The sequence below is a fragment of the Bradyrhizobium sp. 87 genome (genome assembly GCF_023073015.1).
Lineage (GTDB): Bacteria > Pseudomonadota > Alphaproteobacteria > Rhizobiales > Xanthobacteraceae > Bradyrhizobium > Bradyrhizobium canariense_D.
In genome coordinates this window covers 436,949-453,168 of sequence record NZ_JADPIQ010000090.1, presented here as the reverse complement: position 1 = coordinate 453,168, position 16,220 = coordinate 436,949, and the positions used below count along the sequence as shown (strand labels likewise).

The 16,220-nt window shown below is 64.0% G+C and carries 15 protein-coding genes; 10 read left to right on the top strand and 5 right to left on the bottom strand.

Annotation, left to right across the window (positions count from 1 at the left end):
• Nucleotides 1-50: 50 nt before the first annotated feature.
• From IVB50_RS24905 to IVB50_RS24885, 5 genes are all read left to right on the top strand, one after another.
• Nucleotides 51-1,220, top strand: coding sequence for an acetyl-CoA acetyltransferase (locus tag IVB50_RS24905; RefSeq protein WP_247297551.1), 1,170 nt, complete (start codon nt 51-53; stop codon nt 1,218-1,220).
• A 118-nt stretch (nt 1,221-1,338) separates the two neighbouring features.
• Nucleotides 1,339-1,545, top strand: coding sequence for a hypothetical protein (locus tag IVB50_RS24900; RefSeq protein WP_018459240.1), 207 nt, complete (start codon nt 1,339-1,341; stop codon nt 1,543-1,545).
• Between the two features lie 121 nt (nt 1,546-1,666).
• The gene (locus IVB50_RS24895; RefSeq protein WP_247297549.1) at nt 1,667-2,890 is read left to right on the top strand and encodes a CoA transferase; all 1,224 of its coding nucleotides are present in this window, start codon (nt 1,667-1,669) and stop codon (nt 2,888-2,890) included.
• Complete coding sequence (locus IVB50_RS24890) at nt 2,887-4,023, top strand: thiolase family protein (protein ID WP_247297547.1); 1,137 nt, start codon at nt 2,887-2,889, stop codon at nt 4,021-4,023. The genes IVB50_RS24895 and IVB50_RS24890 overlap by 4 nt, the downstream gene beginning before the upstream one ends.
• Complete coding sequence (locus tag IVB50_RS24885; protein WP_247297544.1) at nt 4,020-4,379, top strand: OB-fold domain-containing protein; 360 nt, start codon at nt 4,020-4,022, stop codon at nt 4,377-4,379. The genes IVB50_RS24890 and IVB50_RS24885 overlap by 4 nt, the downstream gene beginning before the upstream one ends.
• A gap of 436 nt (nt 4,380-4,815) precedes the next feature.
• Here the strand turns inward: IVB50_RS24885 and IVB50_RS24880 are convergent, their stop codons facing one another.
• Nucleotides 4,816-4,986 carry a hypothetical protein gene (locus tag IVB50_RS24880; protein ID WP_158091581.1) on the bottom strand — a complete coding sequence of 57 codons (171 nt, stop codon included), beginning with the start codon at nt 4,984-4,986 and terminating at the stop codon, nt 4,816-4,818.
• Here IVB50_RS24880 and IVB50_RS24875 point away from each other — a divergent pair.
• Nucleotides 4,985-5,512: a carboxymuconolactone decarboxylase family protein gene (locus tag IVB50_RS24875; protein WP_085352807.1), complete on the top strand. Its 528-nt coding sequence runs from the start codon at nt 4,985-4,987 to the stop codon at nt 5,510-5,512. The two genes, IVB50_RS24880 and IVB50_RS24875, sit on opposite strands and share 2 nt — an antisense overlap.
• A gap of 26 nt (nt 5,513-5,538) precedes the next feature.
• The gene (locus tag IVB50_RS24870; RefSeq protein ID WP_026233761.1) at nt 5,539-5,841 is read left to right on the top strand and encodes a nucleoside triphosphate pyrophosphohydrolase family protein; all 303 of its coding nucleotides are present in this window, start codon (nt 5,539-5,541) and stop codon (nt 5,839-5,841) included.
• Nucleotides 5,842-5,846: 5 nt separating this feature from the next.
• On the opposite strand, the gene glsA is transcribed toward IVB50_RS24870, so the two are convergent.
• From glsA to IVB50_RS24850, 4 genes are all read right to left on the bottom strand, one after another.
• Nucleotides 5,847-7,694: a glutaminase A gene (glsA, locus tag IVB50_RS24865; RefSeq protein ID WP_247297542.1), complete on the bottom strand. Its 1,848-nt coding sequence runs from the start codon at nt 7,692-7,694 to the stop codon at nt 5,847-5,849.
• Between the two features lie 22 nt (nt 7,695-7,716).
• The gene (locus IVB50_RS24860) at nt 7,717-9,792 is read right to left on the bottom strand and encodes a TRAP transporter permease (protein WP_204510945.1); all 2,076 of its coding nucleotides are present in this window, start codon (nt 9,790-9,792) and stop codon (nt 7,717-7,719) included.
• Nucleotides 9,793-9,827: 35 nt separating this feature from the next.
• Complete coding sequence (locus tag IVB50_RS24855) at nt 9,828-10,994, bottom strand: TAXI family TRAP transporter solute-binding subunit (protein WP_018459232.1); 1,167 nt, start codon at nt 10,992-10,994, stop codon at nt 9,828-9,830.
• A gap of 164 nt (nt 10,995-11,158) precedes the next feature.
• The gene (locus IVB50_RS24850; RefSeq protein WP_247297541.1) at nt 11,159-11,380 is read right to left on the bottom strand and encodes an acetyl-CoA carboxylase biotin carboxyl carrier protein subunit; all 222 of its coding nucleotides are present in this window, start codon (nt 11,378-11,380) and stop codon (nt 11,159-11,161) included.
• A gap of 94 nt (nt 11,381-11,474) precedes the next feature.
• Between IVB50_RS24850 and IVB50_RS24845 the strand changes: the two genes are divergently transcribed.
• From IVB50_RS24845 to IVB50_RS24835, 3 genes are all read left to right on the top strand, one after another.
• Nucleotides 11,475-12,449: a helix-turn-helix domain-containing protein gene (locus tag IVB50_RS24845; protein ID WP_085395911.1), complete on the top strand. Its 975-nt coding sequence runs from the start codon at nt 11,475-11,477 to the stop codon at nt 12,447-12,449.
• The gene (locus IVB50_RS24840) at nt 12,379-13,938 is read left to right on the top strand and encodes a carboxyl transferase domain-containing protein (protein WP_247297539.1); all 1,560 of its coding nucleotides are present in this window, start codon (nt 12,379-12,381) and stop codon (nt 13,936-13,938) included. Before IVB50_RS24845 ends, IVB50_RS24840 begins: the two co-directional genes overlap by 71 nt.
• A gap of 421 nt (nt 13,939-14,359) precedes the next feature.
• Complete coding sequence (locus tag IVB50_RS24835) at nt 14,360-16,057, top strand: GMC oxidoreductase (RefSeq protein ID WP_085395913.1); 1,698 nt, start codon at nt 14,360-14,362, stop codon at nt 16,055-16,057.
• Nucleotides 16,058-16,220: the final 163 nt, after the last annotated feature.

Sequence of the window (16,220 nt, the reverse complement as noted above, 5' to 3'; positions counted from 1 at the left end):
ATCCCTGAGCTAAGACTTAGGTCAGCAAGAGAGCGCCAGGGAGAATGACCATGACCGCCAGCATCGTCGGATGGGCGCATACGCCGTTCGGCAAGTTCGACACCGAGACCGTGGAAAGCCTTGTGGTGAAGGTAGCCAATGAGGCGCTGGCGGATGCCGGCATTTCGGCCGGCGATGTCGACGAGATCGTGCTCGGCCATTTCAACGCCGGCTTCTCGCCCCAGGATTTTACCGCCTCGCTGGTGCTCCAGGCCGACCCGAAGCTGCGCTTCAAGCCGGCGACCCGGGTCGAGAACGCCTGCGCCACCGGCTCCGCCGCCGTCCATCAGGGCGTGCGCGCGATCGCGGCCGGCGCGGCCAGGATTGTCCTCGTTGTCGGGGTCGAACAGATGACGCGCACGCCGGGCCCGGAGATCGGCAAGAACCTGCTCAAGGCGTCCTATCTGCCCGAGGACGGCAACACTGTCGGCGGCTTCGCCGGCGTGTTCGGCAAGATCGCCAGCTCCTATTTCCAGAAATACGGCGACCAGTCCGATGCACTGGCGCTGATCGCGGCCAAGAACCATAAGAACGGCGTCGCCAATCCCTTCGCCCAGATGCGCAAGGACTTTGGCTTCGACTTCTGCCGCGCCGAGAGCGAGAAGAACCCCTACGTCGCCGGCCCCCTGAAGCGCACCGACTGCTCGCTGGTCTCGGACGGTGCCGCTGCCCTGGTGCTGGCCGACGCGGAAACCGCCAAGGGCATGAGCAAGTCGATCGGCTTCCGCGCCACCGCGCACGCCCAGGATTTCCTGCCGATGTCCAAGCGCGACATCCTCCAGTTCGAGGGCTGCACGGTCGCTTGGCAGCGCGCACTGGAGAAGGCGGGCGTTACACTTTCCGATCTCTCCTTCGTCGAGACCCATGACTGCTTCACCGTCGCCGAGCTGATCGAGTACGAAGCGATGGGCTTGACGCCGCGGGGGCAGGGTGCCCGTGCCATCAAGGAAGGCTGGACGCTCAAGGACGGCAAGCTGCCGGTCAATCCGTCCGGTGGCCTGAAAGCCAAGGGCCATCCGATCGGCGCCACCGGCGTCTCCATGCACGTGATGACCGCGATGCAGCTCGCCGGCCAAGCGCCCGAGGGCATGCAGCTCAAGAATGCAAAGCTCGGCGGCATTTTCAACATGGGCGGTGCGGCGGTTGCCAACTACGTCTCCGTGCTGGAGCCGCTGAAGTAAGGCTGCTGCACGGTAGGCAAGGCGTGAAGCGCCGTGCCCACCTTCTTATCTTGCGCTAGATCATGGTGGGCCCGCTGGGGGCCCTTAAAGCTCTTGATCGATTTGCAGGGGATGCATCATGAGCAATGACTACGAAGATTCGCTGTCGATGGACGCACTCAACGATCGCATCGCGATTCTCGAGGACAATATCCGCCAGCTCATCGAGCAGGCCGCGGCCGCCTCGGGTGAGCAGAACGAGTCGCGGATCGCTGACCGCATCAACCAGCAGAATGATGAGCTCGACCGCCTCCTCAAGATTCGCGATTCCCGTCAGAAGAAATAGCCGCCTTTCGCCGCCGGCGCATGCGGCCATACGCCGGCGGCTCTTGCGCATGCGCCGCCACTGCCGTTAGCTGGACCGAAATCGCAGGCCTCACTTGAGGCCGCGCAATCGGGAGCGAACGATGGGGCCGCTGAAGGGCATCAAGGTCGTCGACATGACCACCGTGCTGATGGGCCCCTATGCGACCCAGATGCTCGGCGATTACGGCGCAGACGTCATCAAGGTGGAGTCTCTGGACGGCGACGTCACCCGCCTGATCGGCCCGATGCGGCACGCAGGCATGGGCCCGGTGTTTCTCAACACCAACCGTAGCAAGCGCTCGATCTGCCTTGACCTGAAGAAGCCCGCCGGCCGCGAGGCCGTGCTCCGCTTGCTGAAAGACGCCGACGTTCTCGTCTACAACGTCCGCCCGCAGGCGATGGCGCGGCTTCAACTCGGCTATGACGTTGTTTCCAAAATCAATCCGCGGCTGGTCTATGCCGGCGTGTTCGGCTTCGGCCAGGACGGGCCCTATGCTGCAAAACCGGCCTATGACGATCTGATCCAGGGCGCCACCGCGCTGCCCGCCTTGATGGCGCAGACCGGTGACGGTGTGCCGCGCTATGTGCCGAACGCACTGGTCGATCGCATCGTAGGCTTGACTGCCGTGGGCGCGATCTGCGCCAGCCTCGTGCACCGCGACCGCACCGGCCGCGGCCAGCGCGTCGACATCCCGATGTTCGAGACCATGGCCGGCTTCGTCATGGGCGACCACATGGGCGGATTGACCTATGAGCCCCCGCTCGACAAGGGCGGTTACGCCCGCCACCTCTCGCGCGACCGCCGGCCCTACAAGACATCGGACGGTTATCTCAGCGTCATCGTCTACAACGACAAGCAGTGGGAGAACTTCTTTAAGGCGACGGGACGCGACGACCTGCGCGCCGACGCGATGTTCGCGACATTCGCCGGCCGCGCCGCCAATATCGACGTCGTCTATGCCGAGCTCGCGCGCATCTTCGAGACGCGCAGCACCGCGGAATGGATCGACCTGCTCACCAAGGCCGACGTGCCGGTGATGCCCATGCACGACCTCGCGTCGATGCTGCACGATGAGCATCTGGAGGCGACCGGCTTTTTCCCAGTGGTGAACCATCCAACTGAAGGGCCGATCCGGAGCATGAGGGTGACGGCCACCTGGTCCGAAACCGAAGCCGAACCGGTGCGGCTCGCGCCGCAGCTCAACGAGCACGGCGCGGAAATCCTGCGCGAGATCGGCTATTCCGCCGACGAGATCGACGCCATGGTCCGCGATGGCGTCACCCGTTCGCCGCCCCGGAATGACGATGCACTGGTGCGCCCATGAGCTTCATCACCGGCGTCGGTCTCACGCCTTTCGGCAAGCACGAAGACTCGTCCTCGCTGGAGCTGATGAGCAAGGCCGCGCAGGCTGCGCTCGACGATGCCGGGCTCAAGCGTGCCGAGATCGACGGCATCCTCTGCGGCTACTCCACCGTCTCGCCGCACATCATGTTGGCGACCGTTTTTGCCGAGCATTTTGGCATCCGCCCCAGTTACGCCCATGCCGTCCAGGTCGGTGGCGCGACCGGGCTCGCGATGACCATGCTCGCCCATCATCTCGTCGAAGCGGGCGTCGCCCGCAATGTGCTCGTCGTGGCCGGCGAGAACCGCCTCACTGGACAGAGCCGCGACGCCTCGATCCAAGCGCTGGCGCAGGTCGGCCATCCCGACTACGAACTGCCGCTCGGCCCGACCATCCCCGCCTATTACGGCCTCGTCGCTAACAGATACATGCACGAGTACGGCGTGACGGAAGAAGACCTCGCCGAATTCGCGGTGCTGATGCGCACCCACGCCTGCACTCATCCTGGTGCGCAATTCCAGGATCCCATCGAGGTCGCTGACGTCATGGCCTCGAAGCCGGTGGCGATGCCGCTGAAGCTGCTCGATTGCTGCCCGGTGTCCGACGGCGGTGCCGCCTTCGTCGTCAGCCGCGAGCGGACCGGAGAGGCCGGCGTGCGCATTCGCGGGTGTGCCCAGGCTCATACCCATCAGCACGTCACTGCAGCGCCCGCCCTGAGCGAGCTCGGCGCCGAGATCTCCGTCGCCCGCGCCAGGGAGGCCACCGGCCTCGCGATTTCCGACGTGCGCTACGCGGCGATCTACGACAGCTTTACGATCACGCTCGCGATGCTGCTGGAAGATCTTGGCCTTGCTGGCCGGGGCGAGGCAGCCGCGCGCGTGCGCGCCGGCCATTTCAGCCGCAATGGAGCGATGCCGCTGAACACCCATGGCGGCCTGCTGAGCTACGGTCATTGCGGCGTCGGTGGCGCCATGGCGCATCTGGTGGAAACGCATCTCCAGATGACGGGGCGGGCGGCGAATCGTCAGGTGCGCGACGCCTCGATCGCGCTGCTGCACGGCGATGGCGGCGTGCTGTCGTCCCACGTCAGCATGTTCCTGGAGCGGGTGCGATGAGCGAGCGTCTAGCCGACTGGACCAAGGGCGAACAGGCCGTCATTTATCAGACCTGCACCGCATGCGGCCATGTGCAGTATATTCGTCGCGCCTTCTGCGCGGCCTGCGGCGCGTCCGATCCGCGCGAGCAGTGCGCCAGCGGCAAGGGCAGGATCTACGCGACGTCGCTGGTCTGCCGCGCCGCCACGCCCGAGACGCGCGCGTACGTGCCCTACAACATCCTGCTGGTCGATTGCGCCGAGGGTTTTCGCATGATGGCGCATGGTGAGAATGATCTCGCCATCGGCGATGAGGTCAGTGCGAGCTTCAAACTGTTCGCCGGCAAGCTGGTGCCGTTCTTCGCCAAAGACAGATAGTGAAATTTGGATGCTCCAATGTGGCCCGGATGGAGCGGACCGAAATCCGGGTTTTCGCCTCACCGATAGACTTTCCCGGATTGCGCGCCCCATCCGGGCTATTGCGGCAACGCGAGCGGTGGGATCCGTCATTCGGGGGCGGTCCTGAGAGACCGAGCCTGGAACGGGAATTCTGGGCCTGGCCTGTGCGAGGGCCACCCCGGAATGACGAAAGCTCTCACCCGACTCTTAACTAGCGCCCGTAGAACAGGATGCTGGCGATGACGAGCATCGCCATCACCGCTAGCATATGCGCGAACGCTTCCGAGGCCGCCCCCTTGGTGGCTTCCTTCATTCCATTTTCTCCCTAGACTTGGGCGTGACTCATCGATGCGCGGTTAGCGCCCAACGGCCAATTGTTTTTACTCGGAACACCCCTTGCGAGTATCCGCCGCGATCAAGTCCCCACGCGGCGAATATCGACTGTCCCAAGGTCGTTCAGCAATGCGGCGGCATTTTGACTCGATGTTGTTGCTCCTGCGGACGCGCAAGAATACAGTTTCGTGGAAATTTCGCCGCTAACGACAAAAAGCATCAAAGGCTTAGGGAAAAACTTCAGGAAAATCATGGCCCGCATCAACTACAGCGACCCGTCCAAGGCATCCGACCGCACCCGGGAGATCCTCGACAAGAACCGCAATGCCAACATCTTCCGGATGATGTCGCATTCGCCGAGCTATTTCGAGCAGTACTGCCGGCTCGGCGGCGCCATCCGCCACAAGGGCGAGCTCGATCCGATCGTGCGCGAACTCGCGATCACCCGCACCGGCATTTTGTGCGAGGCGCCGTATGAGATCGTCGCGCACAAGCGCATCGGCAAGAATGTCGGCGTCACCGACGAGCAGAACGAGGCGCTCGAGAACTGGCAGGCCGCGAACTGTTTCAATGAAGTGCAGCGCGCCGCGCTCGCCTTCACCGACGAGATCGTCAAGCTGAACAAGCCGACGGATGCGACCTTCAAGGCGATCTCATCGAAGCTGACGCCGGCCGCACTGGTTGAACTGCAGCTCTCGGTCGGATTCTACATCATGACGTCAAAGTTTCTGGAGACCTTCGAGATCGACCTTCAGCCGGTCACCGAAGTGGTCGGCTGATCGAGCAATTGCTGTGAGGGATGCTCATGACGATCGATGAATATGCCGCCTGGGCTGCAACGATTGCGAAAGTCGATGAGCGTCCGTCGAACGAACGGCTGTCCTATCTCGGGCTCGGCCTCGCCGGCGAGTCCGGCGAAGTCGCCGACCATATCAAGAAGCTGCTCCGCGATGACTGGCTCGACCAGGCGGGCCTCGTCGAAGAGCTCGGCGATGTCATCTATTACTGGGCCTGCCTCTGCGTGGCGACCGGCCAGCAGCCATCGGAGCTGCTCAAGACCAGTGCCGCCAAGATCAAGCGGCGGATCAGCGAGGCGGCGAGCCGCTAGGCCGCTCAGGTGGAGGTCAAGATATCCACTTTGGCGTTGGCGACGATCAGGCGCTCGGCCAGAAGCTGCGCAAGATTGCGCATGATGCGTTCGCTGGCGTGCGGGTGCTGCTTGCGGAAGCGCTCGAACGCTTTCAGAGGCGCCTCGAACGCGGTCGCAGCCATATCCGCGAACACGTCCGCGGAGCGGGTGGTCTCGATCAGGGCCATCTCGCCGAACGCCATGCCGGCGGTGAGTGTTGCGAGCCGCACTCCGTCGGGCAGGGTGACATGCACCGCGCCGCTGCGCAGGAAGAACAGGGAATCGGCTGCGGCGCCAGTGGTGAGGATTTTCGCGCCAGACTGATAGATCCGGATCGTGCAGATCGAGGCGAGGTCGGTCAGCTCTTCCGCGCTGAGGCCTGCGAGCAGCGGCTGCTCGGAAAGCTCGGTGGTCTCGTGAAAATCGATCGAGCCGCCATAGCGGTAGACGATCTGGTCTTCGGCCCATTCGGTCGCGGTGTCGAGCACATAGAAGTCGCGGACGTTCTTCAGCTCCGCGGTCCACTCCCGCAGGCTGTCCCATTCTTTGGAGGCGCGCCTGACGCCTGACAGGACGACGGTGACATTCAGCGCCGCCAGCTCCTCGAACGCTTCAGCCACCAGCCGCGCCCCGGCGCGTGTGGTGGAGGTGACGCGGTGGAGATCGAAAATCACGAATTGCGGCCGCGGCCGGCCCGCAAGCCGGCGTGAGACATAGTCGACCGCCGACAGCGACAGCGTGCCGACCAGCTCGATGATCCGCACCTCCTGCTCGTGGGCTGCGAGAATATCGCGCTCCTGCGGGCGGCGCACGCGCCGCGACGGGCTCTTGCCGATGTCGTAATCGGCGATGACGGCGTTGCGTGCGTCGTCGCTGCGGTTGAGCATATGCAGATCGTAATGCGAGGACAGCGCCTCGCAGACCTTGATGCCGCGCACGCTGTTGCCGTGCTTGTCGAGCCTTGGCGAATAGCTGCCGAGCCCGAGGCGGGCGGGGAGTGCGGCGAGAATTCCGCCGCCGACGCCACTCTTGGCGGGGATGCCGATCCGGTAGATCCATTCGCCGGCATAGTCGTACATGCCCGACGACGTCATCACCGACAGCGTGCGCGAGATCGCGTAAGGCGTCAGCACCTGCTCGCCGGTAACCGGGTTGACGCCACGGTTGGCGAGCGTTGCCGCCATCACGGCGATGTCGCGCGCGGTGACCAGCACCGCGCATTGCCGGAAATAGACGTCGAGTACGGCCGCGACATTGTCCGAGATCACCGCATTGGTCTTGAGGAGATAGCCGATGGCGCGGTTGCGGTCGCCGGTCTGGCTTTCGGAAGCGTAGACGGCCTCGTCGACGGCGAGGTCGCGGCCGGCAAAACGACTGAGCGCGAGGCGAATTTGCTCGAAGGCGTCCGGACCCTTGCTGTCGTGGATCAGCCCGGTGCAGGCGATCGCGCCGGCATTGACCATCGGGTTGAATGGATGATTCTCCGAGTTGAGCCGGATCGAGTTGAAAGGATCGCCGGAGGGCTCGACGCCGATTGCGCTCTCCACCCTGTTTGCGCCGAGCAGGTCCAGCGCCAGCGCGAACACGAACGGCTTTGACATCGACTGGATGGTGAAGGGCGCCCTGGAGTCGCCGACCTCGTAGACATGACCGTCCAGGGTCGCGAGGCTGATGCCGAAACAGGCAGGATCGGCCTTGCCGAGCTCGGGAATGTAGTCGGCGACCGCGCCCGAGGTCTCTGCCGAGAATTCGTTGAGGCAATTGTCCAGAAACCGCAGCAAAGGCGGCTTCGAGCGGGTCCAGGCGGTAGCGAGAGGCGAAAGCGGTTTCATTGCCTCTCTTTGTGCAACGCAATCAGGGCACGCGCAACCCGTCCGGCACCACGGTCTGCCGCCGGACCAGCAGCAGGGCGAGCAAAATCGTGGGGATCAGGATGGCGAGGCCGAGCAGCGTCACCTGCATCTGCGACAGCGGCATGATGCCGCCGCCGGGGGTGGCCACCACGAAACCGCCGATCACCAGCAGCACGCGGATGGGCCACTCCAGCGCACCGGCGCCGCGGAGATCGCCGACGAAGGGCTGGTAGCCCTGGATGCCGCCGCAGATGAACAGCGTGCCGAACGCCGCGAGCGCCATCAAGCCGAGACCGGCCAGATAGGGGCTCGGCCCCTGCAGCACCAGCGCGGGATTGAGCACGAAGAAGAACGGGATGAAATAGATGATGCTGCCGACCCACATCGATTCCCAGCCCGTCTTCATCGCCGGCGAGCCGGCAATACCTGCCGCTGCGAATGATGCAATCGCGACCGGCGGGGTGATCGACGACAGCATGCCCCAGTAGAAAATGAACATGTGCACGGCCATCTTGTTCAGCCCGAGCTTCTCCAGCGCGGGTGCGACCAGGATGGCGAGGAAGATGTAGCAGGCCGTCGTGGTCAGGCCGAGCCCGAGAATCAGGCTAGTCAGGGCGCACATGCCGAGCAGCAGGAACGGATTGTCGCCGGCGATATGCAGCAGGTCGTTGGCGAGGCTCGACACCACGCCGGTCATCGAGAAGGCGCCGATCAGCAGGCCGCACCCGGCGAGGATGCCGACAAGCTCGACGAAGGTGCGGCCGTTGACCTCGAGGAATTTGCCGATGGTCGCGACAGTCCAGCGCGTGTCCTTCGAGAACAGCTGGTTGAGCACAAGAAGCAATGCGGTGGCGTAGAATGGCGCATGGCTCTCGCGCTTGAAGTAGAGCAGCATCACGATCAGAAGGGCGATGACGAAGACGTAGTACCAGCCATCCTTGATCGTATCCATGACCCGCGGCAGCTCCGCGCGCGGAATGCCCTTCAGCCCGTGTCGTGCGGCGTAGGAATCGACCTGCATGAACAGGCCGATATAATAGAGCGCGGCGGGAATGATGGCCGCGATCGCGACATCGGCGTAGCTGACATTGAGGAACTGCGCGATTACGAAGGCGGTCGCGCCCATCACCGGCGGCGCCAGCACCGCGCCGGTCGAGGCACAAGCCTCGATCGCGCCCGCATAGGAGGCGCGAAAGCCGCTCTTCTTCATCACCGGAATGGTCATGGTGCCGGCGGTCAGCACGTTGGAGATGATCGAGCCTGACATCATGCCGAGCAGGCCGCTGGCGAAGATGCACACCTTGGCCGCGCCGCCGCGGAACGTGCCACACAGCGCGAAGGCGAGATTGATGAAGAACTTTCCGGCGCCGGTCATCATCAACGCGGTGCCGAACACCAGGAAGCCGATCACGGTGTCGGCAAACGCCTGGATGGGAATGCCGAGCAGGCTCTCGCCCGACAGCACGTGATAGGCGGTCGCCTGCTCCAGCGTCGACTGCGTGCCGCGGAACGGCCCGAGCCAGCTGGATTCCGCGAACAGCGGATAGACGGTGAAGGGAAGCACGCTCAGTAGCAGGCTCCAGCCGCCGGTGCGGCGCAGCGCCTCCATCAACATCACCCACATCACGAGACCGGCTGCGATCACGCTGTTCGGCGCGCCGCCGAATTCCCAGCCGGCCTCGGCGGCCTTGCGGACGTTCGACATCAACAGCAGCGCGGCGGCAAAGGTCACGACGAAGCAGAGAAGGTCATACCAGGGAATCCGATCGAGCGACGCGCGCGGGGTCCCCGGGAAGATCAGGAACGTGAACGGCAGCATCAGGGCGATCAGGAGGTAGAAGTATTCCGTGTTGAGCTGGGTGTAGCCGACGAAGAAGCGCAGCGAGAATTGCTGGTTGATGCAGAGCAGGATGGTCGCGGCGGTCGCGAGGACGAGCAGCCAGCGCCACGCGCCACGCAAGCTTCGCACGCGCGTAACTTCCGCTTCCTGCATGTTGGCGGCGGCGCCATGCGGATCGTCGAACACGATCCGCTTGGCCCCGTCCTGGGAGGGGGTGGAGACTGAAGCAGACGACATGATCGACCTCGGGCGTGGACAATTAACGCTGTGAACTAATCCTCGAACCCGTTCGGCATGTCGGCCTTCGCAAGCGCCGCAGCACGCGCCTTCATCCAGGCGTCGAGGAACGCCTTATCATCCGCAGGCGGATTGGATTTTCCGTAGTCGGTCCACGCGGCGCCAAGCACCTCTTGCCGCTTGATCAGTCCGTTGTTGTGCGCCTCCTGTGCGTCGTTCCATTGCCCGGCCTCCTTCAAAGCCTTCACCGCGCCGGGATGCACCGGCACCACCCAGTTCTTGGTCTGGCGATCGGCCGCAAGCCCGCCGGCGCCGGGCGCGGAGTCCTTGTAGGAATCGTAGTTCACGATCATCGCCTTGGTGATCGCATAGACCTGCTCGGGGGCTTGCGAGGCGTAGGCGACGAAGATCGGATAGGGATAGTTGCCGAGCTCGATCGGCTTGTCCGGCGAGATACCGGCGCCGCAGGTCGCGGTCTGCGGGAAGAAGAACGAGCCGACCTTCTGCATCCGTGCCCAACCTTCCTTGTCCTTGGCGGGCAGCGGCGGCCAGACCAGCCCGCGCGGCGAAGTCTCGGCTTCCTTGGCGGGACCGGTGATGGTGGTGCCGAAGGCCGCATCGGTGTCGTTGTTGATCAAGCCCTTCCACATCGCGCCGTAGCTTGCGAACTCGACGATCTTGACGTCCTTCTGCGTCAGGCCGGCGAAGGCGAGCACCGCGAGCGAGTTCTGGTTCAGTGCCGGCGAGCCGACGACGAAGCCGACGCGCTTTCCCTTGAGGTCCTTCAGCTCCTTCACCCCTGTATCCGCGGCCACGCCGAGCGAACCGCAATTGCAATCAACGCTCGAGAGCAGGATCTGGAGCGGCTGCGGGCCCCATTCCCTGGAGCCGAACTCGAACACGCCCTCCTGCGCGAAATAGGTCCCCGATCCCATCGCCGCGGAGACCGCGCGCTTGGCGCGCAGCGGCGCCAGACGCGCGACATCGTTGCCTGCGGGGAGCACGCGCACGTCGGTCGAGTATTTGTCCTTCATCATCTTGCCGACGCCGACCGCGATGTTGAAGCCGGCGGTACCGGTGTCATAGGCGGTGAACGTCAATGTTGCCGGCAGCTTGATGTCGTCGGCGAATGCATAGCGTGTAGACACAAAAGAAAGGCCTGCCACCACGGCAGGCGCGAGCATGATCAGCCCACGACGCATGTTTCCCTCCAATGATCCTCGCGTTTGCCGCGACGATTTCTTTCTTTGTTTGAAACAGGTTTTGTTTGAGAGATCATGTCATCGCGGTCAGGCGATGGCAACGCCGTACCGCGAACACAGCAATGAGGCTGACAGAATGTCGCGGAAAACGACGGAGAATGCAGTCAGCTTGCGACGATTGCGATCGCCTGTCTTTCGGTAACGACGTCGTCGAGCTTCACCAGAAGCGATGTGATCTCGCCGCTCACAGGCGAAAGCACCGGTATCTCCATCTTCATCGCTTCGACCACCACAATCTCATCGCCATCTGCAACGGTTCCTCCAACTTGCACGGGAGTTGCGCAGACGCGTCCGGCGATCTCCGTGACGATCTTAATTTCTGGCATGCCATCGCCTTTTTGTTGTGGTCGCAAAATGCCTGAGGTAGTTTCTTCTGCAAGCGGAATTTAATTCCGCACAGCGGAACAAGCGGTAGGGATCATGGGACGACGTTCGGAGCGGTTGAGTAGACAAGGTGCGCTCGCTGGCGAAGCCGGTGAGGGTGATGTCATCCAGGTGGTGTCGCGCGCGTTCGACGTGTTGCGGTGCTTCGAAGGCCACGAGGCCAGGCTTGGCAATCTCGAAATTTCAAATCGCTGCGGCCTGCCGCGCTCCACGGTGTCGCGGTTGACGCACACGCTGACGCGGATGGGGCAACTGGTTTATCTGCCGCGCGATCAGAAATATCGCATCGGGCCGAGCGCGGTGGCGATGAGCGCCTCGATGATGAAGGGCGCGCAGCTGCGCAGCATGATTCGCCAGCGGCTCCAGGAACTCGCCGAGCAACTGCCGGGCACCGTCGGCTTCGTGGTCCCCGATCGCTTCCATCTGGTCTATCTCCAGTTCGCGCGTTCGGCCTCGGCACTCGGGCTGCACGAGGGCACCGGCAGCCGCATCTCGATGGCCTCGACCGCTGCAGGCGCAGCCTACACTGCGGCATTGGCGCCCGAGGTCGGCGATGCCTTCATCGCGGACATGGAGCGGGAAGCTCCCGAGGCTGCGAAAATCCTGCGGCCCCGCATCGAGGCCAACCGGCAGTCGCTGCATGAGCGCGGCTATGTCGTGGCCTGCGGCCTGTGGAGCCCGCATATCAACGGGCTCGCGGTGCCGATCTGGTCGCCGCAATACCAGACCTTCGTCGTCATCACGATCGGACTTCTGTCGGCGATGTACGACGAAGAGCGCCTGCATGCCGAGGTCGCGCCGCTGATGCTCGCGCTCGGCCGTTCGCTCGGCAGCCTGATGGAGGGCGCGGAAGGCGACGTCTTCAACGCCCGCATCCCGCGTAAACCGGTCGCCATGGCCGTGCACAACAATAACAAGCCGATCAATTCGGAGGGAGTGAATGAACTGGAAGCCGGAACTCGACGAGCTCGCCCGGCGCGAAGCCTTCGCGCGGGAGATGGGCGGCGTTGACAAGGTCAAGCGTCAGCATGACCAGGGCCGACTGACTGTTCGGGAGCGTATCGACAGACTGAGCGACAAGGGCAGCTTTCACGAGATCGGTGCCGTCTCCGGCCTCGGTGAATACGATTCCAGCGGCGAGTTGCAGAAATTGACGCCGGCGAACTGCGTGTTCGGCCGCGCGCGCATCGAAGGCCGCACCGTCGTCGTGGTCGGCGACGATTTCACCGTGCGCGGCGGCTCGGCGGACGCGTCCATCTCCGCAAAACCGCTGATGGCGGAGGAGATGGCGCATGATCTCCGCCTGCCCATCGTCCGCATCATCGAAGGCTCCGGCGGCGGCGGCTCGGTCAAGACTATCGAGACCAAGGGCGCGGCGAACTTGCCGGGCGGCATCGGCGGCACACGCTGGTATCGCTTCACCACCGAGAATTTGTCGCGCGTGCCCGTGGTCGCGCTCGGCCTCGGCTCGGTCGCAGGGCTCGGTGCCGCGCGTCTTGCCGCCAGCCACTATTCCATCATGACCCGGAAGTCCGCGATGTTCGTCGCAGGTCCGCCGGTGGTGAAGGCGCTGGGGCAGGACCTCTCGAAGGAAGAGCTCGGCGGCGCCGACATCCAGACCCGCGCCGGCGCGGTCGATCATGCCCTCGACACCGAGGAGGAGGCGTTTGCCTGCGCCCGGCGATTCCTGTCCTATCTGCCGTCGTCGGTCTACGAGCTACCACCGACCTTGCCCTGCACTGACAATCCGGAGCGCACAGAAGAGGCGCTGATGAGCGCGGTGCCACGCAACCGCAAGCAGGTCTACAAGATACGGCCGATCGTCGAGCAGGTCGTGGACAAGGGCTCGTTCTTCGAGGTCGCCAAAAATTTCGGCAAGCCGATCATTGTCGGCCTCGCGCGGCTCGAGGGCAGGGCGGTGATGGTGCTTGCCAGCGACAGCTTTCACTATGGCGGCTCCTGGACGGCGGATGCCTGCCAGAAGGTGGTGCGCTGGGTCGACTTCGCCGAGACCTTCCATTTGCCGATCGTCTATCTCATGGACTGCCCCGGCTTCATGATCGGCCTCGATGCGGAGAAGGCGGGCACCATCCGCCATGGCGTTCGCGCCATGACCGCGGTCAACCAGACCACGGTGCCCTGGTGCACGGTGATCCTGCGCAATGCCTTCGGCGTCGCCGGCGTGGTGCATCAGCCCGCCGACCGCTTCTCGATCCGCTACGCCTGGCCGTCGGCCTATTGGGGCTCGCTCCCGCTCGAAGGCGGCATCGAAGCCGCCTACCGCGCGGATATCGACGCGGCCGAGGACAAGGCGGAGAAACTGAAAGAGATCGAGGACCGCCTCAACAAGCTGCGCTCGCCGTTCCGCTCCGCCGAAAAATTCTGGGTGGAGGAGATCATCGATCCCAGGAAGACGCGGTCGCTGCTGTGCGAGTTCGCGCGGCTCGCGGAGCCATTGCGAAAGCCGGGGCCGCCGGAGAATTTTTCGATCAGGCCGTAGCCTCAGCCGTCACTGCGAGCTGCTGATGCCGATCTCAGCCTAATTGCAGTTGGGCAAAATTGATCTATCGCAACACGTCGCGTCCGATTGTCTGCAAGCGTCTCGTTTGAAACGAGGGAGAGACGTCATGACAAATGCGGGTAACGCGCTGCTTTGGACGGCCATATTTTTCTGCCTGTCGTTCGCTTCGATTTTTGTAGTCTGGTTTGCCGAGCGGTTGCGCGCGGGCTTCGTGAGGAAGCCGTAAAGCCTCCTCGGTTCGCTCCCTCGTCACCTGCTGACCGGACGGCGGATGCCAGCCGCCGGGCGGTGCCCTTGGCGTCGACGGCGTTGTCCTCGCGCTTTGCGCGGCAGCGATGACGTGACCTCAAAACAATAACGCGCTACGCTTCCCGGGCAAGAACAAGAGGAAGCGCCAATCGTGTATGACTTCATTATCGTGGGCGGCGGCTCGGCGGGGTCCGTGCTGGCCCACCGGCTCTCCGCGAGGAGCGCCAACAAGGTCCTGCTCTGCGAGGCCGGACAGGACACACCGCCCGGAGACGAGCCGGCCGAGATCAAGGACAGCTATCCGGGTACGGCCTATTTCGATCCGCGCTTCCACTGGACCGAGCTCAAGGTCACGACCCAGATCGTCAGCCACAACAATCCGGATGAAGGGCGCCCACCCCTGCGCAAATACGAGCAGGCTCGCGTGCTCGGCGGCGGCTCCTCGATCAACGGCCAGATGGCCAACCGCGGCGCGCCGACCGATTACGACGAATGGGAAGCGCGCGGCGCTGCGGGGTGGAGCTGGAATGATGTGCTGCCCTTCTTCAAGAAGGTCGAGCGCGACCTCGATTTCGACGGTCCCTACCACGGCAAGGACGGCCGCATCCCGGTCCGCCGAATCCCCAGGGAGCACTGGACGCGGCATTCGCAGGCGTTCGCGCAGGCCTTCCAGCAGGCCGGACATCAGTTCCTGCCGGACCAGAATGGCGAGTTCGTCGACGGGTTTTTCCCGGTGACGCACTCGAACCAGGCCGAGCAACGCGTCTCGGCTGCCATGGGCTATCTCGATCGCGACACGCGCAAGCGCGCCAACCTCACGATCTCCACCAACACGCAAGTCAGGGAATTGCTGTTCGAAGGCACGCGGTGCGTCGGGGTGAAGGCGGTGGTCGACGGGCGGGAGCAGGAATTCCGCGCCCGCGAGATCATTCTCTCCAGCGGCGCCATCCATTCGCCGGCGCATCTGTTGCGCGCCGGCATCGGCCCGGTCGGTCACCTCAGGGATATGGGCATTCCCGTGTTGATGGGGCTGCAGGGCGTCGGCCAACGCCTGATGGATCATCCCTCGATCTCGCTGTCGTCCTTTGTCCGCCGCGGCGCGCGGATGAACGAGCACACCAGGCGCCACATGCAGCTTGGCCTGCGTTACTCGTCCGGGCTCGAAGGCGTACCGAAAGGCGACATGTTCGTCGTGCTGCTCAGCAAATCGGCCTGGCACGCCGTCGGTGAGCAAATCGGATCGCTCCTGACATTCGTCAACAAGACCTATTCGGAGACCGGACAGGTCAAGCTTGCCTCGCGCGACCCGGCAGTCGAGCCGATCGTCGAATTCAACCTGTTGTCCGACCGGCGCGACCTTGATCGCCTGATGAGCGGTTTCCGCAAGATGGCGGCCGTGCAGATGAGCGACGTGGTCAGGGCCGTGACGGACAAGCCGTTCCCGGCCTCCTATACCGACCGTGTGCGCAAGATCGGCGTGGTCAACACCAAGAATCGGATTCTGACCAAGATCGCCGCGGCCCTGATGGACGGGCCGGCGGCGCTGCGCCACTACATGATCGACAATTTCGTGGTCGAGGGCTTCACCTTCGACGACGTCATCAACGATGACGAGGCGCTGGAAGCCTTCGTGCGCAAGGCCACGATCGGCGTGTGGCACGCCTCCTGCTCGTGCCGCATGGGCCGGACCGATGATCCGATGGCGGTGGTCGATCCAGAGGGGCGCGTCAAGGGCGTGCAGGGCCTGCGCGTCGTCGATGCCTCGATCTTCCCGGTGGTGCCGTGCGCCAACACCAATTTTCCGGTCCTGATGTCGGCGGAGAAGATCGCGGCCGCGATGATGCAGTGAGCCGGCGCGGCTTTTCGGGCTGGCGAACCGCCTTGTCGACGCTGACCGTCCAGGACCGCTAGTGATACCGCAAAAGCTGAAATGGTGGGCGAGAACGGTTCCGCGGCCGACGGTCTGGCGGACATGCGTGCTTAGGCGGAACTTGGAACCCGGCTTCGGCGTT